This is a genomic window from Terriglobia bacterium, assembly GCA_020072645.1.
GTDB lineage: Bacteria > Acidobacteriota > Terriglobia > Terriglobales > Acidobacteriaceae > Angelobacter.
Genome location: JAIQGK010000003.1, coordinates 410,764 through 434,265, shown reverse-complemented (window position 1 = coordinate 434,265; position 23,502 = coordinate 410,764). Strand labels below are relative to the sequence as shown.

The 23,502-nt window shown below is 54.8% G+C and carries 21 protein-coding genes; 14 read left to right on the top strand and 7 right to left on the bottom strand.

Annotation, left to right across the window (positions count from 1 at the left end):
* Positions 1 to 23: 23 nt before the first annotated feature.
* Both LAO76_05485 and LAO76_05480 read right to left on the bottom strand, forming a co-directional pair.
* Complete coding sequence (locus LAO76_05485; GenBank protein ID MBZ5490366.1) at positions 24 to 272, bottom strand: hypothetical protein; 249 nt, start codon at positions 270 to 272, stop codon at positions 24 to 26.
* 199 nt (positions 273 to 471) lie between these two features.
* Positions 472 to 954: an NUDIX domain-containing protein gene (locus LAO76_05480; protein MBZ5490365.1), complete on the bottom strand. Its 483-nt coding sequence runs from the start codon at positions 952 to 954 to the stop codon at positions 472 to 474.
* 246 nt (positions 955 to 1,200) lie between these two features.
* On the opposite strand from LAO76_05480, the gene LAO76_05475 reads away from it, so the two are divergent.
* On the top strand, positions 1,201 to 2,172 hold the full coding sequence (locus tag LAO76_05475; GenBank protein MBZ5490364.1) for a patatin-like phospholipase family protein: 972 nt from the start codon (positions 1,201 to 1,203) through the stop codon (positions 2,170 to 2,172).
* Positions 2,173 to 2,182: 10 nt separating this feature from the next.
* Here the strand turns inward: LAO76_05475 and LAO76_05470 are convergent, their stop codons facing one another.
* Positions 2,183 to 2,779, bottom strand: a complete 597-nt coding sequence (locus LAO76_05470) for a hypothetical protein (GenBank protein ID MBZ5490363.1) — start codon at positions 2,777 to 2,779, stop codon at positions 2,183 to 2,185.
* Between the two features lie 95 nt (positions 2,780 to 2,874).
* Between LAO76_05470 and LAO76_05465 the strand changes: the two genes are divergently transcribed.
* Positions 2,875 to 3,618 carry a PIG-L family deacetylase gene (locus LAO76_05465; GenBank protein ID MBZ5490362.1) on the top strand — a complete coding sequence of 248 codons (744 nt, stop codon included), beginning with the start codon at positions 2,875 to 2,877 and terminating at the stop codon, positions 3,616 to 3,618.
* A 168-nt stretch (positions 3,619 to 3,786) separates the two neighbouring features.
* Here LAO76_05465 and LAO76_05460 read toward each other — a convergent pair whose 3' ends face one another.
* Positions 3,787 to 4,830: an SDR family oxidoreductase gene (locus LAO76_05460; protein MBZ5490361.1), complete on the bottom strand. Its 1,044-nt coding sequence runs from the start codon at positions 4,828 to 4,830 to the stop codon at positions 3,787 to 3,789.
* A 211-nt stretch (positions 4,831 to 5,041) separates the two neighbouring features.
* On the opposite strand from LAO76_05460, the gene LAO76_05455 reads away from it, so the two are divergent.
* Genes LAO76_05455 through LAO76_05445 form a run of 3 tightly spaced genes read left to right on the top strand, consistent with a single transcriptional unit; the run spans position 5,042 to position 9,686 of the window.
* Positions 5,042 to 6,145, top strand: a complete 1,104-nt coding sequence (locus LAO76_05455) for a mandelate racemase (protein ID MBZ5490360.1) — start codon at positions 5,042 to 5,044, stop codon at positions 6,143 to 6,145.
* 9 nt (positions 6,146 to 6,154) lie between these two features.
* Positions 6,155 to 9,292, top strand: coding sequence for an FAD-binding protein (locus tag LAO76_05450; GenBank protein MBZ5490359.1), 3,138 nt, complete (start codon positions 6,155 to 6,157; stop codon positions 9,290 to 9,292).
* Between the two features lie 13 nt (positions 9,293 to 9,305).
* Complete coding sequence (locus tag LAO76_05445; GenBank protein MBZ5490358.1) at positions 9,306 to 9,686, top strand: sensory rhodopsin transducer; 381 nt, start codon at positions 9,306 to 9,308, stop codon at positions 9,684 to 9,686.
* Positions 9,687 to 9,705: 19 nt separating this feature from the next.
* Here LAO76_05445 and LAO76_05440 read toward each other — a convergent pair whose 3' ends face one another.
* Both LAO76_05440 and LAO76_05435 read right to left on the bottom strand, forming a co-directional pair.
* The gene (locus LAO76_05440) at positions 9,706 to 10,185 is read right to left on the bottom strand and encodes a hypothetical protein (GenBank protein MBZ5490357.1); all 480 of its coding nucleotides are present in this window, start codon (positions 10,183 to 10,185) and stop codon (positions 9,706 to 9,708) included.
* Complete coding sequence (locus LAO76_05435; protein ID MBZ5490356.1) at positions 10,182 to 12,029, bottom strand: DUF5911 domain-containing protein; 1,848 nt, start codon at positions 12,027 to 12,029, stop codon at positions 10,182 to 10,184. Before LAO76_05435 ends, LAO76_05440 begins: the two co-directional genes overlap by 4 nt.
* 257 nt (positions 12,030 to 12,286) lie before the next feature.
* On the opposite strand from LAO76_05435, the gene LAO76_05430 reads away from it, so the two are divergent.
* From LAO76_05430 to LAO76_05395, 8 genes are all read left to right on the top strand, one after another.
* Positions 12,287 to 12,985: a Crp/Fnr family transcriptional regulator gene (locus LAO76_05430; GenBank protein MBZ5490355.1), complete on the top strand. Its 699-nt coding sequence runs from the start codon at positions 12,287 to 12,289 to the stop codon at positions 12,983 to 12,985.
* Between the two features lie 102 nt (positions 12,986 to 13,087).
* Entirely contained in the window at positions 13,088 to 13,828 is a 741-nt protein-coding gene (gene ric, locus LAO76_05425) for an iron-sulfur cluster repair di-iron protein (protein ID MBZ5490354.1), read from the top strand.
* A gap of 325 nt (positions 13,829 to 14,153) precedes the next feature.
* Positions 14,154 to 15,143: a hypothetical protein gene (locus LAO76_05420; protein MBZ5490353.1), complete on the top strand. Its 990-nt coding sequence runs from the start codon at positions 14,154 to 14,156 to the stop codon at positions 15,141 to 15,143.
* Between the two features lie 482 nt (positions 15,144 to 15,625).
* Complete coding sequence (locus LAO76_05415) at positions 15,626 to 17,587, top strand: CRTAC1 family protein (GenBank protein ID MBZ5490352.1); 1,962 nt, start codon at positions 15,626 to 15,628, stop codon at positions 17,585 to 17,587.
* Complete coding sequence (locus LAO76_05410; GenBank protein ID MBZ5490351.1) at positions 17,584 to 18,516, top strand: RnfABCDGE type electron transport complex subunit D; 933 nt, start codon at positions 17,584 to 17,586, stop codon at positions 18,514 to 18,516. The genes LAO76_05415 and LAO76_05410 overlap by 4 nt, the downstream gene beginning before the upstream one ends.
* 127 nt (positions 18,517 to 18,643) lie before the next feature.
* A complete protein-coding gene (locus LAO76_05405) occupies positions 18,644 to 19,183 on the top strand; it encodes a hypothetical protein (GenBank protein ID MBZ5490350.1) in 540 nt (179 codons plus the stop codon).
* A gap of 83 nt (positions 19,184 to 19,266) precedes the next feature.
* Positions 19,267 to 19,800 carry a hypothetical protein gene (locus LAO76_05400; GenBank protein ID MBZ5490349.1) on the top strand — a complete coding sequence of 178 codons (534 nt, stop codon included), beginning with the start codon at positions 19,267 to 19,269 and terminating at the stop codon, positions 19,798 to 19,800.
* Between the two features lie 437 nt (positions 19,801 to 20,237).
* Positions 20,238 to 21,182, top strand: coding sequence for a hypothetical protein (locus tag LAO76_05395; GenBank protein MBZ5490348.1), 945 nt, complete (start codon positions 20,238 to 20,240; stop codon positions 21,180 to 21,182).
* A gap of 193 nt (positions 21,183 to 21,375) precedes the next feature.
* Here LAO76_05395 and LAO76_05390 read toward each other — a convergent pair whose 3' ends face one another.
* The gene (locus tag LAO76_05390; protein MBZ5490347.1) at positions 21,376 to 22,389 is read right to left on the bottom strand and encodes an NADP-dependent oxidoreductase; all 1,014 of its coding nucleotides are present in this window, start codon (positions 22,387 to 22,389) and stop codon (positions 21,376 to 21,378) included.
* A 99-nt stretch (positions 22,390 to 22,488) separates the two neighbouring features.
* On the opposite strand from LAO76_05390, the gene LAO76_05385 reads away from it, so the two are divergent.
* A complete protein-coding gene (locus LAO76_05385) occupies positions 22,489 to 23,406 on the top strand; it encodes a LysR family transcriptional regulator (protein ID MBZ5490346.1) in 918 nt (305 codons plus the stop codon).
* Positions 23,407 to 23,502 lie beyond the last annotated feature (96 nt).

The following is a 23,502-nucleotide window of genomic DNA, read 5'->3' as shown; positions in this document are numbered from 1 at the left end:
AATAGAGCAATAAGAATGCATCGTCAGGAATTCGTCGTCAGCGCCGGCGCTGGCTGGAAATCGCCGATCTTCACAATGATCCTTCCCACGCCCATCAGGTATGCGCTCTGGTGCGTACCGCCCCAGGCACCCGCCGGGCCTTGCACGTGGATGAGGCCACCCTTGGGAATGGTTCCCGCAGAATTATTCGCTTTGGGTCCCTGGCCAAATTTGTAGTGCCAGTACGGAGCGTCAACGATAGCCGAGAACGGGACGTAGTAGCCTTCGGGCATTTCTTTTGATCTCCAGCGCGAACCCAGTACTTTTTACCACAAAGGACACGAAGAATCACAAAGGAAAACCGCTGGTACGTTGTCCACAAATGAGATCTACCGCAGGCGAGGGCACCTGCGCTCCATAAAGTTTTTTCGGACAGGAGCGCTTGCTCCACCAATCTTTGGCGGCAAGGGTGCTGGGCGACAAGACATAGAGCTATGCCAGTTCGTCCGGATGAGCTTCAATGTACGCAAGGGCTTTTTCCGCCATCTGGCGTTCGCCACTATAGCTGAGTTTGCCGGGAGCTTCTGAAAGCGGCAGCCAGTAGGCGCGGCGGACTTCATGCCGCATCGCTTCCGTAACGTTATCAATCTGGCCGGACTGATACTTGGTAAGAAAGAAGGATACGATCTTGAACGCCTTTTGATTGCCCTCCCATTTGCGCACATAGACATACTTGATGTCGCCCAGTTTGGCGATGAGCGTGGCCTTGAGGCCGGTTTCTTCATGGACTTCACGCAACGCGGTCTCAGCGGGCTTTTCTCCGGCGTCCACGTTGCCTTTGGGCAGGGCGACAACGTTTTTACGGTCTTCGGGCTCACCTTCGCGGCCGGGCTCAATCACGGCCACCCACCACTGTTTCTGCATGTACCGCAGCACCAGCGCGCCAGAGGAAAATTCGCGCACCATTTTGGTCAAGAAAGTATCTGCTCGAACGTCGAAAATAAGGTTAAACAGGCCATTTTAACGACTTTTCTGGTCCCATTTTGGGCCGCTTTTGAGATTACCAACATCATGCCAAGTTGCCTGCCATTCAGCCAAAAAAGAGTGAAACTAATACTTCACGCTTGCGGTTTAACTTTACTGTACAAACGCTTTCGCTAAACCAGCATCTTACGCTAAAGGTGCAATCTGGTTGCGGCAAGTCCAGGTTAAGGAGCGCCGTTGAAGAATCAGCTGAAAAGAATCGTACGGTCCGTCCGCGCCCTGGGACGAGAACTTGCCCGCCAAACTGTTCCTGCAGTGCCCCCCGTTGAGCCGCCGCGGATTCCCAAAGTCGGCATTGCGCTGGGTGGAGGTTTTGCCCGCGGACTGGCCCATATCGGCATCCTGAAAGTTTTGGAAGAAGAAAATATTCCGGTGGACTTTATCGCCGGCACCAGTGTTGGATCGGTCATTGGCGCGGCTTATGCCAGCGGTATCAGCGCCAAAGAACTGGAAGAAGTAGCGGCGCTGGTCCGATTCAAAGATTTCTCCCGCTGGACCTTCTCCCGCTTTGGACTCTTCAGTAATGACAAGATGTCAATCTTCCTGCGCAAAGTGCTGCGCTGCAAAACTTTTGAAGAGCTTAAGATTCCCATGGCCATTGCCGCCACTGACATCATTACCGGCGATGCCGTGGTCTTTACCAAAGGCGACCTGGTGGACCCTGTGCGCGCCAGTTGCGCTTATCCTGGAATGTTCCAGCCTGTAAGAATCGGCGAACAGTTGCTCGTCGACGGGCTTCTGGCCCACTCGGTCCCGGCCACTCCCCTGCGCGATATGGGCGCAGAGCGTGTAATCTCCGTCCACCTGGCGGCCCATTGGGTCAAGCCTGGCGGTCCGCGCCATGTGTTTGACGTGATTGGGCAATGCTTTTCCATCGCCCAGGAGCGAATGTGCGGACCGTGGAAGGCCGCGTCGGACATTGTGCTTCAGCCGGAGATCGGCGAATTCGCTTATGACGACTTTGTTCGCGCCCCCGATTTGATTCGCTGCGGAGAAGTAGCCGCCCGCGCCGCCATGCCGGAAATCCGCGCATGGATGCCCGCGCCTGTGGTGGCCAGCGCTCCTGCATCAGAGCCCGCGTTGGATCCGGCGATGGTCGCGCAAGCGGACTGGCAGACCGCCACGCAACCCGCTCCTTTAAAGACCTAAACCAAAAAAGCTAAAGCAGACTAAAAGGAAAATGGGTTAGAAGCTCGCCTTGCGGCGAAAGTATTTCAATGATCACGCGGTCGGTGATGGGAAGATTTCCTGTATCGACATTGATGCGATACACGCGCTCGTCATAAGGCACGTCAGCCGGCACGCCAATCATCTCAATGGATTGCGGCTCGATTTCCCGGGATTCCAGGCCGTTATAGGCACGGATACGGAACTTCAGATTAAGCAGCAATTCCTGGGGAGCGCCCGATACATCAACAGACGAGTCTGGTCCTTCAATAAAAATCTTCTTAAGAGATGCGGTAATGCGAAAGCTGAACCGCTGGGGAAATTGCCTGATCGTTGCACCGTCGGCGGAGACAAGCCTTTTGTGTGAGCCTTCCGCCACGTGCTGTGCGCCTTCCAGTTCAGGGCATTCGATCAGGCCCATAAGGGAAAGCGTGGCTTTGGATGGCTTGAGCACCATCACGGCATACCCGGCGGGCATGTTGGAACGCACACCGGACATTGGCTTTGTCGAGTTTCTAGCCGCCGCGACAACGGCCAAACCGGCAATAATCAAGAGAAGGCCACTAAAAGTGATTGCTCGGGGATGCATGGCAGCTCTTTTCCGGCTTCCGGCGTGTGGCATGAAACGGCCGGGCATGATACACAAGAAGCTCACCAGATGAGAGAAGGATAAAGAGAAAAAAGATGCTTCGGCTCCTCTGTTTTACCGCCCATCCTGACGACGAAGCCGGCAGCTTTGGCGGCACTCTTTTGCGCTACGCTGAACGCGGCGTGGAAACCCATGTGATTTGCCTTACCCCCGGCCAGGCAGCCACGCATCGCGGCTCGGCCAAATCAGACGACGAACTTTCCGCCACTCGTCGCTTGGAATTCAATGCTGCCTGCAAGTTGCTGAAAGTAAGCCGCGGAACCGTGCTCGACTATCCCGACGGCAAGCTCGATCGCCAGGATTTTTATGAGGTAGTGGCCAGGCTGACTCGGTTGGTCCGCGAGCTGCGTCCGCAGGTGGTGATCACCATGGGAACAGAAGGCGCCATCACCGCACACCCGGACCACTCCATGATTTCCGTCTTCGCCACCATGGCCTGCCACTGGGCCGGACGCACGAATCGTTTCATCGACCAACTGAAAAATGGACTTGCGCCCCATCGTACGCAGAAGCTCTATTACGCTACCGCTCTCTTCACCATGCCAGACCGTCAGCCGGTCTCGCTGGCGCCCACTACTACCGTTATCGAACTAAAGCAGCATGAGATTGATGCCAAGATAGCAGCTTTCAAACTCCACACATCCCAAGCGCCCCTGTTCGGCTTTTTTGAAGAGACCATCCGCAGGCGCGGCAAGACAGAAGTATTTCATCTGGCCAACAGCGCAAAGCCAAGCAAGATGGCAATGGAAACTGATTTGTTTGCAGGAATCGAAGAATAAAAATCGCGAATTCCTCGGAACACTGTTTTGTTGGGAATTGCCTCAATCGGCCATTCACAATAGTTTCAAGGCGCATTTGCTGAAAAGCCATCTTCGTTAAAACCGCGAGGTAGTACAAAGATGTCACAGAACATGAAAGTGCATCACGACTTTTATCAGCAAAATCAGCTATGCCGCCGCGTTCGTTTGCGGTTCCACGCCCTGATTCTCTTCTGACGCTGATCGTCTCACCAAACTGAGTGTGGCTCCGGCAACGGTCAATCCTACAGCCAAGGCCAGCCACTTGGCATGGCTTTCCAACCACATTTCCATACTGAAGGAGTGTGCGCGCTTGTCAAAAGCTCCGTGGGCCCCGTGATCTCCGGCAACAGGCTCCCAGAGATTATTAGGGCGATTGGGATCTTCCGGGCCATCATGTTGCTGTGAGTCATATCCGGTGCGCGCAAGATAGTCATCACCCAAAGAAGGAACAAGTTTGTTGCCGAAGATTGCCTTCACGGTGGACCACGCCACGTAATACTCGCGGCGGTCAGGATGATGCGCGGCGTAATAAATAGCGCGGGCCGCCACCTCTGGCTGAAAGATCGGCGGCACCGGTTGCGCCTTGCGTGGCAGGCGGCTTTTCACCCAGCCAAATTGCGGAGTATTGAGAGCCGGCATTTGCACCATGGTCGTACGCACTTTGCTGTGATCGTGCTTAAGCTCTGTGCGCAATGAGGCGAAAAAGCCAAGCACTGCGTGCTTGGCGGCACAATAAGCAGCTTGCAACGGTATGCTCCGATAGGCGAGCGCTGAGCCTACATGCACAATCGTGCCGCGATTTCTTGGCAGCATACGCTTGAGAGCTGCCAACGAGCCATATACATATCCAAGGTACGTCACCTCAGTGACTCGCTTAAAGTCCTCTGGGGTCATCTCTTTGATCGGCGAAAAAACCGATGCCATAGCATTGTTTACCCAGATGTCAATGGGCCCCAGGGTTTTCTCCACGTAGTCCGCCGCAGCTTCAACCGCGCCGGCATTGGCGACGTCAACTGGAAGGACCAGCGCTTTACCGCCCGCTGCCTCCACTTCCCGGCGGGCTGCCGTCAATCCGTCTTCTCCCCTGGCAATTAAACCTATCGATGCTCCCCGTCGAGCAAACTCGCGGACGGTGGCCCGTCCCACTCCCGCAGAAGCCCCGGTGATAACAACTACTTCATGCTTCGCCACGTTCCAATACCGTCCTTCCTCAAATTAAAAGTCGTATACCATCTGGGATGCCGCCGCGAAACGTCGCGTTTGCTCACGTATCGTAATACGATATTTGCTTATCTGATTCCGTGGCGGTTGGCTACCCTTGCCACACTGCAGACATCGAATTAGAAGTCGGCTTTTTTCAAATCCACTGCCTGATGTATTGAAACTGCAGCTTAGATTCCACATGCGGCGCATTTCACAGATCGTCCCCGTCGATCGCGTAGAGGTAAAAACTTACACGGTCCCAACCGACTTCCCTGAATCTGACGGTACCTTGGACTGGAACCGTACAACTTTGGTACTGGTCAGCGTTTCGGGCGGCGGCAACCAAGGCATCGGCTACACCTATGCCGACACTGCAACGGCATCTCTGATTCACAACACGCTGATTCCATGTTTGGTGGGGAAGGACGTCATGTCCCCACGGGCGGCTTACATGGCAATGTGGCAAAGGATACGCAATCTCGGTCGCCCTGGCATTTGTTCCATGGCGATCTCAGCCGTGGATTGCGCGCTATGGGACTTGAAAGCCCGCCTGCTGAATCTGCCGTTGGTCACTTTGCTGGGCCAGGTTAGAGATGCTGCGCCGATTTACGGCAGCGGTGGATTCACTTCTTACTCAGACAGGCAACTTACAAACCAACTCTCCGGCTGGGTAAAGCGGGGTATTAAGCGCGTAAAGATAAAAATCGGACGCGATGCCATCCGTGACGTGGAACGCGTCCGTGTCGCACGCAAAGCGATCTCTAGTGAAACCGAGCTCTACGTGGACGCTAACGGGGCTTACAGTCGCAAACAAGCGCTAATGCAGGCAGAGCGGTTTCTTCCCTTCGGCGTAACGTGGTTTGAAGAGCCGGTCTCATCTGACGACCTTGCTGGTCTTCGGCTCGTACGCGACCGGGCGCCGTCAGGCATGGAGATCGCTGCCGGGGAATACGGCTATGACATTTTCTATTTCCGCAACATGCTTGCCTCGGGAGCCGTGGATGTGCAGCAGGCCGACGTCACTCGTTGCGGCGGGATCACTGCATTTTTGCAGGTGGCGGCCCTTTGCCAGGCGCATAACATACCACTTTCAGCTCACACCGCTCCCGCGCTGCATACGCACGTTGCATGTGCAGTACACCCATTCAAGAACCTGGAATATTTCCACGATCATGTGCGCATTGAGGCCATGTTATTTGACGGTCTGCCGCAGCTAGTCCATGGAGAGCTACGCCCTGATTTGTCGCGCCCCGGAAACGGGCTTGAACTCAAGCGTGCTGATGCGGAACGATTCGCCGCATAAGGAGAAATGATGTCTGCCAGCAAGAATCCAATCTTTCCGCTCGACGACCTCAAGAATTCGATTGCCTCGCGCCCCCGCGACTGGCGCTCCGCTTCCGGCGTGGATGTGAAGGGTCTGGAAGCTGAGCTGCGCAGCAACATCGAAGGCGAGGTGCGTTTCGACAGCGGGACGAAAGCCATGTATGCCGTGGACGCTGGAAATTACCGGCAAGTACCGATCGGGGTGGTCATTCCGCGATCAAAGGAGGATGTTGTCCAGGCTGTTAACGCGTGCCATAAATACGGTGCGCCACTGCTCTCGCGGGCAGGCGGTACCAGCATTCCCGGCCAGACTTGCAACACTGCCATTGTGTTGGACTGGTCAAAATACATGCATGGAGTGCAGGAAATAAATATCCGCGAGCGCTGGGCACGCGTGCTGCCGGGAACGGTCTGCGATGAATTACGCAATGAGGCAATGCAGGTAAGCGGCAATCTTCTGGTATGGGGGCCAGATCCCGCCACTCACACACACTGCTGCTTTGGAGGCATGATCGGCAACAACTCGTGCGGCGCGCACGCGCAAATGTCCGGCCGCACGCATGAAAACGTTGACGAACTTGAAATCCTGCTTTACGACGGCACGCGCATGAAAGTGGGCTGGATGGATGATGCTGAGTTGGAGCGCTGCACCGGTCACGGCGGCCGAACGGGAGATATATTTCGCTATCTCAAATCATTGCGTTCGCATTACGCGGAGCTGATCAAGGAAAGATATCCCAAAATTCCGCGCCGGATATCCGGTTATAACCTTGATCAGCTGATACCTGACCGCGATGGCCGCTTCAACATCGCACGCGCCCTGGTCGGGAGCGAAGGCACGCTCGTCACCATCTTGGAAGCCAAAGTGCGATTGATTGATGCCAAAGCAGAGCGTGTGATCCTGATGCTTGGCTATCCAGACGTGTATGAGGCGGCAGACCACGTGTTGGATATCGACCCATTTCAGCCAACCGCGCTCGAAGGCATTGACGAAGATCTGTATCAAAACATAGAGAAAAAAGCAGGGCGGAATTCGCGCTATCTGAAACTACTGCCCGAAGGCAAAGGGTGGCTCATGGCGGAGTTTGGCGCTGAAAAAAAGCAGGACGCAATTGATCTTGCAAAACACGTCATGGAAGTCTTGCGAAAGAAGCCCGGCTCCCCTTCCATGAAACTATTCACCGACAAATCTGAGATGGAACATCTGTGGCAGGTGCGCGAATCGGGTTTGGGAACAACAGCCTTTGTTCCCGGCGAGCCAGATACATGGGAAGGGTGGGAAGATTCCGCCGTTGCGCCCGAAAAGCTAGGCGGATACCTCCGTGACCTGCGCGCCCTCTACAACAAATACGACTATAACTCTGTGCTTTATGGACATTTTGGCCAGGGCTGCGTCCATTGTCGCGTCAGTTTTGACCTGATGAGTGAGCCAGGAATTCGCAAATGGCGTTCCTTCATGGATGAGGCCACGGATTTGTGCGTGAAATATGGCGGTAGTCTCAGCGGAGAGCACGGTGACGGCCAGGCACGCGCTGAATTTCTATACAAAATGTTTGGCGATAAACTCATTGAAGCATTTCGCGAGTTCAAATCCATCTGGGACCCCGATTGGAAAATGAACCCCGGAAAAATCGTTGATCCGTATCGCATCGATGAAAACCTGCGGCTTGGAGCGGACTACCACCCTTGGGAACCGGAAACGCATTTCAAATATCCAGACGACAAAGGCCGCTTCGCGCATGCTGCGTTGCGCTGCGTGGGTGTGGGCAAGTGCCGCCGCAAGGATGCGGCCAATCCAGATGACGACACTATGTGTCCCAGCTTTATGGTCACGCATGAAGAGCGGCATACGACCCGAGGGCGAGCGCATCACTTCTGGGAGATGCTCAATGGCAACGTGATTACCGGCGGCTGGCGTGACGAAAATGTAAAAGAGTCATTGGACCTCTGCCTCTCCTGCAAAGGATGCAAGGGCAATTGTCCGGTGAATGTGGATATTGCCACCTACAAAGCTGAATTCCTTTCACACTACTGGGAAGGCCGCATACGCCCTCGGCATGCTTACGCTTTTGGATGGATCGACCAATGGGCACGTCTGGCGTCGATCTGGCCCGGAGTTGTCAATCTCGTCACCCAGACTCCGGGCCTCAGCCATCTGGCCAAGCTGGCTGCGGGTATGCCGCTGGGCCGTACGATTCCAGAGTTTGCTCCGCAGACATTCCGCAACTGGTTTATGAAACGGAAGTCGGCCGATTCCGCCACGAAGGGCAAAGTCATCCTATGGCCGGACACGTTTAATAACTACTTTTTCCCGGAAACAGCGCAGGCAGCAACGGAAGTGATAGAGCATGCGGGGTTTTCAGTGGAGATACCGCGGACGCATCTCTGCTGTGGCCGTCCTCTTTACGATTACGGCATGTTGGATGCCGCCAAGCTCTACTTGCGCCGAGTGATGAAGGCATTGCGCTCTCCGATTGAATCCGGTTTGCCAATCGTGGTGCTGGAACCAAGCTGCGCTTCAGTGTTCCGTGACGAACTCACAAATCTTTTTCCGGACGACCCACTGGCGCAGAAACTGAAGGCACAAACGCTGCTGTTGAGTGAGTTTCTTGAGACAAAAGCGAAGAATTACCAGCCTCCGCACTTGCAACGTAAGGCGCTTGTGCAGGGCCATTGCCATCACAAGTCAGTGTTGCGATTTGATGCTGAGAACGCCGTTCTAAAGAAACTGGGACTTGAGTCACAGGTTCTCAACTCGGGATGCTGTGGCATGGCTGGTTCCTTCGGTTTCGAGAGCAGTAAGTATGACATTTCGATAGCCATTGGTGAGCGCCGCTTATTGCCGGAAGTGCGAAAAGCAGAGATATCCACAATCATTATCGCGGATGGTTTCAGCTGTCGCGAGCAGATCGCACAGCAGACAGGTCGCCAGGCGCTGCACCTGGCTGAGGTGATTCAGATCGCGCAGACAGATGGCCGCGTTGACGGTATATATCCAGAGGCAGCTTTGGTGAAACGTAGAGAAGCGTCCAGGCGTAACGCTCGATGGCGCGCCTTGGCGGCGCTTAGCGTCACAGCGGTGGGAGGAGTGCTCCTGGCCAAACGCTTAAACAGATCAGACAGATAGTCGAGGAGGAGCTATGAGAAAACCAATTGGAGAGAAAACGTGGGTGATCGCTGAAGGATACATTCCCAAAGAGAGCCACGGGCCTGAGCCGCAGATGACAAGCCACGAAACTGTGTGTCTGCTGAATTGCTCAGATAACGACGCACATGTGGAAATTACCATTTATTACAAGGACCGTGAGCCAGTTGGCCCGTATCGCCTGATCGTATCTGCGCGGCGAACCCGGCATGTGCGATTCAACGATCTTCGCGAGCCAGAGATGATTCCCAGAGACACGGATTATTCGAGCGTCATAGAGTCTGATGTGCCGATCGTGGCGCAGCATACGCGGCTTGATTCTCGCCAGGCCAACAACGGCCTGCTGAGCACCATCGCTTATCCCAGCGCGGCATGAAGCCATTTGAGTGAATCGGTCATCGCGCCAGGTGATAGAACGCGCCCAGAATCATTCCAAAAACCGTGTGCGCAATCATGATCGCCAGTGGGGTTTGCACGCCGTAATGCAAGGCCAGAAATCCTGGGGGCTCGAGCAGATTCTGGGCCGTCGGACCTTGTTGCTCGCTGGCCATGCGTGGATGCAACCCCGGCATGAGTGACATGACGACTACCAGCACGACGATTCCGTGACAAACGCCGATCAGTGCGCCCCGCCACCAACCTCCCACTCCCAGAGCCTGGAAGATGAAGACGTAAATCACGGAAAATACCCATCCCACTGCCAGGTGCACCAGGAAGCCATACAGCTTTGCGCGATCTCGATCAGGGGTGAAGATGGTGCCGAGCATGTAGGGAAAGTTGATGCGAGTGAGTCCCAGTCCCTGGGCTCCCGCACTAATTGTGGTCAGGACAATGGTTGCAAGAAACCCCCATAATAGCCAGCTAGCCCAATTCACTGGATCACCTCGCGGCTGCCTGATTTAACATTTTCGCCGGTCTGTGCGGCAGGATGAGACTCTCCGCGTTCCTTTTCTTCCAGGGTGAGCGCCGCGCTGATCAGCCCGATGTGTGTGAACGCCTGGGGGAAATTCCCAAGGGCATCTCCTGTCCCAGGATCAATCTCCTCAGCAAACAAGCCGAGATCATTTCCATACTTCAAAAGTTGATCAAAGAGAGCATGGGCTTCTTCTAGCGTGCCTCCGCCCAGCGCGAGATACTCCACGGCCCAGAAGCCGCATATACCAAACGCCCCCTCAGGAGGTTGGGACCGATAGCGAAACAGGAGACCATCACCGGCGCTCAGTTCCTGACGGATTCTGCGATACGTGCTCTTCATGCGAAGGGACTGTGCTTCTTCAAAGCCATACCATGGGAGGCGTAGCAGAGTGGCATCTACGCAGTCACCATCAAGGACACTTACATAGCTCTGGAGGCCCTCATTCCATGCTCGGTGTTCTATCTGTTGCCGGATCCGTCCGCGCTCCTGTTCAAATTGCTGGCGTGGCACTCCATCCAGAAAGCCTTTGTCGCTGAGCGCAAGCAGGCGATCGAGAGCCGTCCAGCAGAGCAGTCGCGAATGGGTGTGGTGGGCCCCCCCGGACCTTGGCTCCCATATGCCCTCGTCAGCAAGGTTCCAGTGTTTCGCAACGTACTTTCCAAAGCCGATCAAGACTTTTTGTGTAGTGCGGTCAAAGTGTCCATGCCGCTGTGCATACTGGGCCGCAGCTTCTATCACTTCTCCATAGACATCAAGTTGAAGCTGGTGTCTTGCGCCGTTACCAATTCGCACTGGCCGGGAATCGAAATAGCCCGCAAGGTCCAGTTCTTCTTCGCGACGAGCCATCCCACCGAAAACGTTGTACAGGACACGCAATTGAGGCTGGGTCAGCCGCGTGGCATGCAACATCCAGGTCATGAAGCTTTCTGTTTCTTCGATGTAACCAAGGCCCAAAAGCGCACGCACGGTCAGCGATGCGTCACGCAACCAACAGTAGCGATAGTCCCAGTTGAGGCTGCCTCCAATCCGCTCAGGCAGTGAAGTTGTTACGGCGGCTGTGATCGCTCCCGAAGGCGCATACGCCATGAGTTTGAGCGCCAGAGCGCTACGCACGACTGCGTCACGATACGGTCCCTGGTACTTTGCTCGCGCCGCCCATCCCTGCCACCATTTTACGGAACGCTCGATTGAAGCAGTTGCATTTTCACCCAATGCCGGCAGTATGGCGGGCGACTCTTCCGAATAGCTGAGCGAGAACTGGAGCACATCACCATCTCTCATTGAGATCTCTGCGCGGGCCTCGTTTCCATCGATCTTCAAAGGAATGCTGCTGCGCAAGAAATAGGCTCCCCGCCTGAATTCCAATCGCAAACCATGCGCGCCCAGATTCTGGAGCTTCAGTTCTCTCGCTCCATAATAAGGACGAGGGCAGAATGCTACCTCCAGCTTAATCTCTCCTTCTGTACATACAATTTGCCGCAGAAGTTCGTGATCGGGCAGCATGTGTCGCCGCTTGAACTCTTCTGAAGCCACCGGCATGAGATCAGTGAGAGTTGCGTGCCCGGTTGGGCAGATGAAATGAGTTTCAAGAACATTGGAACCACGAATGTAAGCGCGCTCGAACTGGCTCGGTGCCGCCGGAGATATCGACCAATAGCCGCCTTTCTCCTTGTCGAGAATGGCGGCAAAAATCGACGGACTATCAAATCGCGGCCAGCAAAGCCAGTCTACTGATCCGTATCTTGAAACCAGAGCTGCAGAACGACAATCTCCAACCGCTGCATAATCGCGAATCTCGGCAATTTGTCTGCTCGGCGAAAGCACTATAGATAATAGATTACTTAAGCCTGATCGCCTGATGCCCGCCGACGGTCCTGCAGAGTCGTAATATTTGCATGTCACCAGGCTCCCTAATCGCTCTTCCGGGTGTGCTCTCCAACGGCCAGGTATTCATGGGCCATCCATGCACCGCAGCCTGCCTGGAGACACGAACACTCAATGGCCGGCAATGCCGGCGGCAATCGCAGCTGTGGGAAAATTTGGCGATTAGAATATAAGTCATGCCGGCTGTGCCTCATGTATTAACCATTCTTCGGCGAGTGCCCATTTTTAATGGACTTACTGAAACTGAATTTCAGTTCCTCGCAGAGCGGGCCGTGCCCCGCGACTATCACAAGGGGGAGATTCTTTTTACCGAAGGTGATCCCTGCACCGGCCTGTTTGTTATCGAGACCGGCCATGTACGGATCTTCAAAAGTTCGCCCAATGGCCGCGAACAGATTTTAACGGTTGAAGGCCCTGGGAGTTCGGTCGCAGAACTGCCGCTGTTCGATGGCGGCACTTACCCGGCATCTAGTGCTGCCGTCGGCGATGCCAGAATTTATTTCATCAGCAAACAGGACTTCCATTCCCTGTGCCTCGTGCATCCTCAAGTCCCTCTTAAAGTCCTTAAAGTGGTCGGTGGGCGTCTGCGAAAGCTGGTTGCAATTATTGAAGAGCTCTCTTTCACCACTGTTCGCTCAAGGCTCATTTCGGTGCTGATCCGTCTTGCGAAAACAGGAAAGAAGACCGCGGCAGGAATAGAGGTCCAATTGCCTTCCAGTAATCAGGAATTGGCATCAGAGATTGGCACAGTGCGGGAGCTGGTATCGCGCAACTTGAGCCGTTTGCAGGCTGAGGAACTCATCAGCATGGATGCCAAAACCGTGGTCATTCCCGATCTTCGACGATTGCAGGCCGAACTCGAAACCTCGGAATAATCGGCTTCCCTGTGACAAAAGTCATAGGCTCAATCGACGGGCGCTCCTAGACTCACAGCTGGAGACTTCAATAACCCAGGTCTTTCAAGGAGCTTAAAAGCCATGAATCTAAGTGCCACCAGGACAGTCAGAGAGTTAGCCATAGAAATTCCCAATGCGACCCGGACTTTTGAGAAGCTCGGCATCGACTATTGCTGCGGCGGGGGAAAATCGCTGAGCGATGCCTGCATGCATGCGCATCTTCCCGTTGACGATGTGCTGCGCGCTTTGGAACAAGGCGGCAGCTTTACACCGACGACAGAAGCCAGCCTGCCGGATTTCACGAACGGAGCGCTCGGTAGCCTAGTCGAACATATTGTTACCACTCACCATGTCTATGTGAAACAGGAAATCCCGCGCCTCCAGCAACTTTTGCACAAGGTGGTATCGGTCCATGGAAAGAACCATCCAGAACTGGGCAAGATCCAGCAGACATTCCAGGGAATGGCCGCTGAGCTGACTTCGCACATGATGAAAGAAGAACACATTCTTTTTCCTCACATCGTCGCTTTGGAAAGTGCCGTCAGCACTGGCCGACCGAAACCGATGCCCGTTTTCGGCACTGTGAGCAACCCCGTGCACATGATGCAACTTGAGCATGATTCAGCGGGCGCTGCCCTGAAGTCGATCTCCGAACTGAGTGGGAACTACACGCCCCCTGAGGATGCCTGCTTCAGTTACAAAACGCTGTTCACCGCCTTGAAGGAGTTCGAAAGCGATCTGCATCAGCACGTTCACCTTGAGAACAACATACTCTTTCCGCGCGCAATCGCCATGGAGGGCAAAACGGAGGTTTGTGTCTAACGTAGCGGGCCGTCCCGGGCCAATAAACACATTGTTGAAAACCTTACATAGCCCATGCAAAAGGACTTTTGGAGAGAGGCTTGACGCGTGAAGCCTCAACTTGTCCTCCTTCTCGCGCGCTGGTATTCGATATCGTGATGCCGAGCTGGATTGCGCGTAATTCTATAAGCCCCGGGGGCGGTACGTTCCCCACCTCGCCCGCGGCCCCCGGGCGACCTGTCATTTCTGACAGTTTCGAGCCATGAACTTTGTGCCTACTCTCAAGCTAACGGGTTCCCGTGGAACTTGATGCGGCGGTCCGAAAAGTGCCGGGAGGTAAAAAACCATGTTCATTCCGAAACGAATCCTTTCCGCAATTCTGCCGCTTCTGGTTTTCGGCTGCCTGCTTGCATCCGCGCAGACGGCACGCCCGGGCCAGCGATTCATGCTGCGAGCGTCGGAAAAATCTTCCAAGCCTGATACCAAGGCTGAAGCTAAGCCGAAGCTCGGCGCTGGCGCCGCTGTGATATGGCGCGAGCCCAGTGACATTGCTTCGCGCGATCTTTTTTATGGCCCCGGAAGCAAGGACCGTCTCCCTAAGGGCAAGCTTAAGTTCCTCAAGGAAGATAAGAACGGCGTGAACCCCAAATTTAATGCGGTCGATGAAGACGGAATCAAGTGGGGCGTAAAATTTGGAAACGAGGCCAAGCCTGAAACCGCTGCCACCCGGCTGGTTTGGGCCGTCGGGTACTTTACCAATGAAGATTATTACCTTGCGGACTTGGCGGTGGGCCAGCTGCGGCAGAAAATGACGCGCGGCCAGAACCTCATCGAGGGCGAAAAGCTTGCAGGCGCAAGGTTCAAGCGCCGCGACAAGGGCGAGCAGGAGATCGCGGACTGGTCATGGGACAAAAATCCATTCGTGGGGACCAAAGAACTCGACGGCCTGAAGATCATGATGGAAATCATATGCAACGTCGATCTCAAGGGCTCGAACCAGCACGTCTATTCCACGCCTGAAGGTGAACAGCGCTACATTGCCGCCGACCTGGGATCTAGCTTCGGCAAGGCCGGCAAGACAATGTTTTATACCAAAGGAAAACTCAAGGATTTCCAGTCTCTGCCGCTGATCAAGAATGCCGACCCTGATTACATCGATTTCTGGCGCTTCAAGCACATCCCCCGCGAACATGCCAAGTGGATCGCCGGCTACCTGGCCCAGCTTTCCGATCAGCAGATCAGTGATGCTTTCCGCGCCGCGCAATTTTCGCCCGCGGAGGTGGAAGGATTCACAAAAAAGGTGCGCGAGAAGATCAATGAGTTGCAACAGCTCTAACTGAACGCCGCTGGGCGCCCTTGTACGGGACTTGAATCAGATTGAAAAGCCTGCCTTTCGACGGCAGGCTTTTCATGTTACTGATTACCAATTGCTAAAAATCGTAGTGCAAAGCCAACTCATATGGATGCAGCGGCCCTTCCTCGCTGCATCTTTTCATTGCCAACGCGCGGATTCAGGTGTATCTTGTTGCAAGCTTTTGACCGCGCAGACCGTGTTCTCAAGCACTTGGCTCCTGCGCTTGGCTCCCATGCTGAGCGGTAGATCACACCAAGCCCTGTAAGGGACGGGGCGAAGCCACAACTACTCGCAAGATCTTCCTGAATTGAAACAAGACAAGTCGTTGATTCGTCTCATATTGTTTCTTCAAATGAAAAATTCTCTGCCAGCAATTAGCGGTCTTGGCTGCATGATGCTCCCCGGCTGAAGGGCTTGGCCGTTCCGCGAAGAAATAGCTTCCGCCCCCTAACAAGGTGATTAAGATGCCTCCATTCCATTGGTTCAAGCGTTGGCTTAAGCCGGTCTCTGCCGCATTGATTCTGGCTGGTCTCTACTTTGCGACGCAGTTGCCGCGTATCTCCGCGCGCGAGCGGCTTGCTCTGACCAGCCACTTCCAATTTCAGCGGAGCGCCCTGCCTCAAGTCCCCGGATATCCCGCAAAGACAATTCGCTCTGTCAATCCCCGCCTGGCCGGAATCTCCACCTGGGTCTCTTCCGTTGGCGCTTCCGTTGCATTGAATGACCTTGATGGTGACGGCCTGCCTAACGATCTTTGCTACGTGGACACCCGGACTGATCAGGTGATTGTTGCTCCGGTCCCCGGCACGCCGCAGCGCTACAAACCCTTTGTGCTGGCCCCACGCCCTCTCTCGTATGACTCAAATACCATGGCGCCCATGGGCTGCCTTCCGCTGGATGCGAACGAAGACGGACTCATGGACATTGTGGTCTATTACTGGGGCCGCTCTCCCGTGGTATTCCTGCAGCAGCCACAGGCCGGCAATCTCAGCAGCGCCAGCTTTAAGCCCCAGGAACTTTTGCCGTCCGTTCAAGATTGGTATACCAACGCCGCGCTTGCCACAGACCTTGATGGCGACGGGCACATCGATCTGGTTTTCGGCAACTATTTTGCCGATGGGTCGCGGGTATTAGACGCTCACTCTACGTACCCTGCTGAAATGCAGGATTCCATGTCGCGCGCTTACAACGGCGGCAATAAGCATTTCCTCTTGTGGAAGAGCACCGTCGGCGGCGATGTTCCCGGAGTAGAGTTCGGCGAGCAAACGAACGTGCTGGAAGGTACCGCTCAATCAGGATGGACCCTGGCCCTGGCTGCCTGTGATCTTGATGGTGATCTGCGTCCCGAAATCTACATTGCCAATGACTTTGGCCCGGACGTGCTACTGCGCAATCTTTCCGTGCCCGGACATCTGCACTTTCAGCGCTTGTTCGGCAAGCGCACGCTGATGACCCCCGCTTCCAAAGTTCTTGGCCACGATTCCTTCAAAGGCATGGGAGTGGACTGCGGCGACTTGAACCATGACGGCATCCCTGACCTGGCGGTCAGCGACATCACATCGGAGTTCGCGCTGGAAGAAAGCAATCTGATTTTCCTGAGCACCGGCAATCTCAATCAAATGCGGGCCGGAATCGCGCCTTACCGGGAAGCAAGCGAACCGCTGGGCCTCTCGCGCAACGGCTGGTCCTGGGACATCCGTTTTGGCGACTTCGATAATGAAGGTTCGCTGCAAGTTGTCCAGGCGGCAGGTTTTGTAAAAGGCATTGCTGACCGCTGGCCGGAGCTGCACGAACTGGCCATGGGCAATGATAATCTGCTGCGCCATCCTGCAAGCTGGCCGCACTTTCATCCCGGCGATGACCTGAGCGGCCACGATCATAATCATTTCTTTGTTCCGTCGGCTTCCGGCCGCTATGTTGATCTGTCTCATGATCTGGGACTGGACGATCCCCAGGTGACGCGCGGCATTGCCACCGCGGACGTGGATGGAGACGGGTTGCTGGATTTCGCACTCGCCAACCAATGGGAAGATTCAGTCTTTTACCATAACCAGACGAGTACGCCGAACAGCTTCCTGCAACTCTATCTGCTGCTGCCGGTCAACGGCGAAGCAACGCCCGACACCAGGGATCTGCCTGGGCATCCATCGCGTGACCTTCACGGCCGTTATGCAATCGGCGCAACCGCAACGCTCCACTTGCCGGATGGCCGGCTCATGGCCCAGCAAGTTGACGCCGGCAACGGGCACTCAGGAAAGCGCAGCCCGGAACTGCACTTCGGACTGGGACAGCTACCCGCATCCGCAACGGTTGCGGTGAATCTTTCCTGGCGCGACGTGAACGGCGCGATTCACCGCCAGACCTTACACCTGACTCCGGGCCTGCACACAATCTTGCTGGCTTCGCCGGGAAGGAGGAACTCATGACGATGAAAGTGACTGCGAACCCGACCAATCGCCTGGGAGGATTGCGCCGGTTTGCCATTGCCATCACCGTCTTCAACATTCTCGGCCACACGGTCTTCGGCTTTGAGCAGGCCTGGATCCAGCCTTTTGTGTCCGTCCTCACAGCTTATGCCTGCGAGATATGGTTTGAGCTTGTGGATTGCTATGCCCACAATCGCAAACCGCGGTTCTCAGGCGGCTGGCGAAACATGGTGGACTTTCTCTTGTCGGCGCATATCACCGGCGTTGCCTGCGCCATGCTCCTCTATTCCAATGTGAACCTCTTGCCGATTATGTTTGCCTCTGCGGCGGCCATTTGCTCCAAGGCGCTTGTGCGCATAGCGGTGCAGAATGGACAACGTCACTTCTTGAATCCTTCGAATTTTGGCATCAGTCTCACACTGCTGCTCTTCCCCTGGGTAGGCATTGCTCCGCCGTATCACTTCACTGAAAACATTCACGGATGGGGAAGCTGGATTCTGCCTGCAATCATTGTGGTGAGCGGTAGCTTTCTCAATATCAGGTTCACCAGGCGAATCTGTGTCGCCATCGGATGGGTAGGCGGTTTCTTCCTTCAGGCCTTGGTTCGTAATGTGGCCTTCGGCACTCCCTTGACTGCCGCGCTTCTGCCGATGACGGGAGCGGCTTTTGTCCTGTTCACGTTTTATATGGTCACAGATCCGGCCACGTGTCCTTGCATGCCACGGGGTCAATTGCTCTTTGGCGCTCTCGTCGCCGCAACCTACGGAGTTCTGGTCACCATGCACGTGGTCTTCGGCTTCTTCTTCGCGCTCACTCTGGTATCTCTATCCCGTGGAATCACTCTTTATGCCCAGAACTATTTGAACGCCACATCCAGGCAGGGAGTCGCTGCGCAAGCCGCAACGGTCTTGGCGCGCGAAATGGCGTAGGTTTTGCCTCAACCTGCAAACCAACATTGATCGCTTATCCAGCAAGGGTTTTTTTCAAGGAGATGATATGGCTGCTACAAATTCAACTCTTCAAGAAGTCAATTCGAAAGCGCACTCCGGGGTCAGCATTCACGAGAAGCTGAATGTGCAATGGCATGAGCGCGCCCTGCAATTATTCATGATCGTTGTTCTTGGCCACTGGGCTGAGCATCTCGCCCAGGCAGTGCAGATATGGGTGCTGCATTGGCCTCGGCCCAAAGCGGGAGGGGTACTGGGTCTCTGGTTTCCCTGGCTGGTGACTTCTGAAGTCTTACACTATGGTTACGCGCTGATCATGCTGGTGGGCATCTGGGTGCTTCGCAAGGGCTTTGTCGGCGCCTCGCGTAAATGGTGGACCGTCGCGCTGATCATACAATTCTGGCACCATATCGAACATTTGCTGCTCATTGGACAGGCAACTTTTCATCATAATTTATTTGGCTCGCCTGTTCCGGCCAGTATCCTGCAACAGTTTATTCCGCGGGTTGAGTTGCATCTGTTTTACAACACTGTAGTTTTCATCCCCATGATTATCGGTATGTATTACCACCTGTTTCCTGCAAAGCAGGACGCGGAAAGGGCACTTTGTACATGCGCATGGCAATCACGCCCGGCATACACATCTTGAGCATGAATTCCTGTTTCCTACGGAAGCGGGCTGCGCATCTAGGACAATTTCTTTGTCTTGCATGCTTCTTGCTGTTGTGCAACATGAGTGCTCTGGCCCATGACCATCATGCGCCGCCTGCCCGCATTATTACTGATGAGCAGGTGGGCCCCTGGACGATCTCTGTGTGGGCGCAACAGCACATGGATACCGGAAGATTCTTTGTTAGGGTGCGCCCATCCTCCGGAACAACGGTGCCCACTTTACCGGATGACCTGAAGGTCGAAATCGGCGTTCAGCCTGCAAACCAAAATTCGCCTGAAACTTTTTATGCTGCGGACCGTGAATCTCAGGATGAACAGTACGAGGCTGAAGCGCCATTTGACGGCGAGAAATCATGGCAAATCAGGGTCCGTTTGCAAAGCTCACGCGGTGTCAATGAAACCACAACCTATATAAACGCCTCCCCTCCCCTCTCTGGACAGTGGCAATTCGTGCTTTATTCATTGCCTTTCCTTTCTATGGGAGGGCTCTGGCTCCGAGTTTATCTGCTCCGGCGCGGTCTTAAGCGCAGCTTGGCGTTGAGAAGAGATAACGCTCTAAGCAGTGCGTCGCCATCTGGCAACAGAGCCATATAGCCACACATAGTTTCGAATGGAGACCGGTAGTCTTTAACAGGTGGATTTGGTGTCATCACTCTCACACCGCTGCTCATCGCAAGAGGGAGTGGCCACGCAAGCGACGATGGCTTTGGAACATCAGTCCTACAGGCCGCAGCTCAGGGCGAATTTATACATATGCGCCCGTGCTGCCGAATGCCAAATCTGCGCAACGTGCAAAGCGTTGCACATATTTGGTGGAATATTGCGCACAGAAATTTAAAAACATTTTCTTTTTTTAGCGACCGAGGCCACTACGGTATCATCCAATAGCCGGGACAAAACAATCCCCAAAAACCCTTTCGAGTTGATCGCAGCCACTGTGATATCCCCCATATCAAGGCAGTAGGCAGCTTTTGTGAATCACCACCCATGCGATATGTAAGCAGTATCCAACAAAAAATGAAGGGCGAATAATGTTCAATCAAAATCTGCGCCAGCAAAAAGCGCTTTTTGGCAAGATCAAAAATGCATTTAGAATTTTGGCTTGGGCCACATGCAGCGTAGTACTGCTCGGCTCGGCGGCCCATGCCCAAAGCACCACCGCGACCTCAGCACTTGAAGCCGGATATCGCAGCGTGTACAACCTGCAATTCGATCAGGCCCACCGTGCCTTCACTGAATGGCAGGGCCAGCATCCGGACGATCCGATGGGGCCGGTTTCCGACGCGGCCGTGTACCTATTTTCAGAGTGTGATCGCTTGCACATCCTGGAAGCCCAGTTTATCGCGGACGACAAGAAGACCGATAAATCCACAGCGCTCATGCCTGATCCCGCGGTGAAAACGCAGTTCGAAGCTGCGCTGGAAAAGACCAGGACCTTATCTGAGGCCAGTCTGGCCAAAGATCCCAAGGATGCCACCGCAATTTTCGCGCGCATTCTGATGGATGGCTTGCATGGTGATTACCTCGCTCTGGTTGAGGACAAGGAACGGGACGCGTTGAAATACCTGAAGCAGTCACGCTCTCTTGCTGAAACTTTGATTGCAACGAACCCTGACAATTACGACGCTTATCTTCCCATTGGCGTGGAAAACTATATGACCAGTCTCAAGTCCTCGGCTGTGCGTTGGTTCCTGCGCGCCGGTGGAGCACAGACAGACAAAGCCACAGGCTTGAAAAACCTGAAGATTGTTGCGGAAAAGGGCCACTACCTGGCGCCTTTTGCGCAGGTTTTCCTCGTCATCGCCGCGCTGCATGATCACAACAAGCCCAAGGCGCTTGATTTGATGGAAGCTCTGGCTCAGCAATTCCCTGATAACCATGTTTATAAGCATGAACTGGCGCAGCTTCGACAGGAAACAGGCGTTACTGTAGCAACCGGCGCCTCAGGCACTGCCGTTGCCCAACCCGGCCCGTAATGGCTGGCTCGTAAAACATAAACCTTCTAACACAGCGAAATGATGGACTCGGGCGTTTCCCGGTCACGAGCCGTCATTCTCAACACATAAACTTTCCATCCCCTAGGCAATAAAATGGCCCGCTATTCCCGGCGGGCCATTCTGTTTGTCGGATACGTCAGCAGACCTGCGCGTGTTCGGCGGCAGTGTGAGTTCATTCCGTTCCGCGAATCTTTATCACGAGTTTCCCTCTCACGTGGCCGATTTCGCTTAGCCGATGCGCTTCGGCAATCTGCTCCAGAGCAAATACTTTTTCAACTACCGGACGAATTTTTCCTGCATCAATCAAAGCACTAATCTTCTCAAGTTCACCACCACGAGGCTTCACTCGCGTCATCGACAATCGTTTGCCGCTGAGCAGTCCGCGCGCAACGCCGAACACTATTCCTCGAATCGCCGTTGCAAAAAATCTCACCTTGCCGCTTGACTGCTCTGGAACGGGCGCGGTTAAAGTAACAAGGCGACCGCCTATTTTCAGTGCTCGAAATGACTCTGCCCAGACGCTCCTACCCACGCCATCAAGCACCAGATCAAATTTCGGACGCACCTTACCGATTTTCTCGCGCGTGTAATCAATTGCCAGATCGGCGCCAAGTTCACCCAACAAGTCTTGGTTGCGCGGGCTGGCCGTAGCGGCAACGTAAGCGCCAAAAGCCTTCGCAAGCTGGATTGCCATCACTCCCACGCCGCCTGCGCCGGCATGGATCAGCACTCGCTGCCCCGGTTTGAGCTTTCCCTGCTGGATCATCGCCTGCCATGCGGTCAATGCCGCCAGGGGCACCGCGGCTGCTTCTTCATAGGTCAGGTTTTTTGGTTTTGCCGCGAGTGATTTCTCCGGAACCACCACGTATTGCGCGTACGTTCCTCGATAGGTCTTTGCGACATAGCCATCTTTCATGCCGTAAACTTCGTCGCCGGGCTTAAACAGAGTTACAGACGGTCCAACCTCTTTCACCACGCCGGAAAGATCGCAGCCCCAGATCACGGGAAATACGACCGGCATCACTGCATGCAGCAGTCCCTGCCTCAGCTTCCAATCCACCGGATTCACGCTGGCAGCGCGCACCTCTACTAGCACGCCGTTTGGTCCAACACGCGGCACGGGCAGATCATGGTTAAGTTCCAATACTTCAGAGCCGCCGTATTGTTCGGCAATCACAGCTTTCATGCCAGATAACTGCCCTCCCGCAAGTGCCTGGAAATCTTTGTCTGCTTTTCCACAGCGGATTTCATGTTATACCGTTCTGAGCCACCAATCAGATACCACATGGACTTTGATCAGCTGGAAACGTTCCTGGAAGTCGCGCGCCACACCAGCTTTTCCCGCGCGGCGGAGAAGCGCTTTCGTACGCAGCCGGCGGTCTCGGCGCAAATCCGCGCTCTGGAAGAAGAGATAGGCGCCCGTCTGTTTGACCGCAGTGGCGGCAAGGTGGCGCTTACGGGAGCGGGCAAGGTGTTCCAGCAATATGCGGAGCACACCCTGGACACCCGCAAAACCATGCTTACGACCGTAGCGGAAATGGAGCGCGTCCCTCGGGGAGAAATCGTTGTTGGCGCCAATGAAGGCACCTGCCTCCACATCCTGCCGGAGGTCTTTGCCGAATTCAAAAAGCTTTATCCCAACGTGGGCGTCCAGATCAGCCGGCTGGAGCGGGCTAAAATCCTGGAATCGATCATTGAGAATTCAGTCGACTTCGGCGTTGTTTCCGCGCCAGTGGATGACAAGCGCCTGACGGTGGTGAATATTCATCGCGACGAGCTCGTTATCATTGCGCCACCCGGCCATCCGCTCAGCCGAATGCCGCAGGCCAGCATTGCCGACGTGGTGCCTTTTCCCCTGCTCCTTCCCAAGCTGGGCCGCACGCGTGACTCGATTGAAAATCTATTTGAAGAGCGCCGGCTCAAGCCCAGGATCGCCATGGAACTTGATTCCAGCGAACTGCTCAAGCGCTTTGTGGCCGCCGACGTTGGCGTGGGCTTCATCGCACGCTCCAATGTTATAGAAGACGTAAAAGCAGGTGTTCTGGCGGCAATTCCCATGGGGGACGCCTCTCTCCGCCGCGATTTGGCCCTCGTCTTTCGCAAGGACAAGGCCTTAAGCCGCGCCGCGCTGGCTTTTATGGAAATTGCGGTCAAGATCAAGCACCCTCCTTTGGCCGCAGCTGCGTCGCAACCGGGCGGCTAATCTCGACTTCGGGCCAGTAAGAATTGCCGCTTACACTCCCCGGCCTTCTGCTTCGCACTTGAATCGCACTTGCACCAGATTCGGTGCACATGAGAG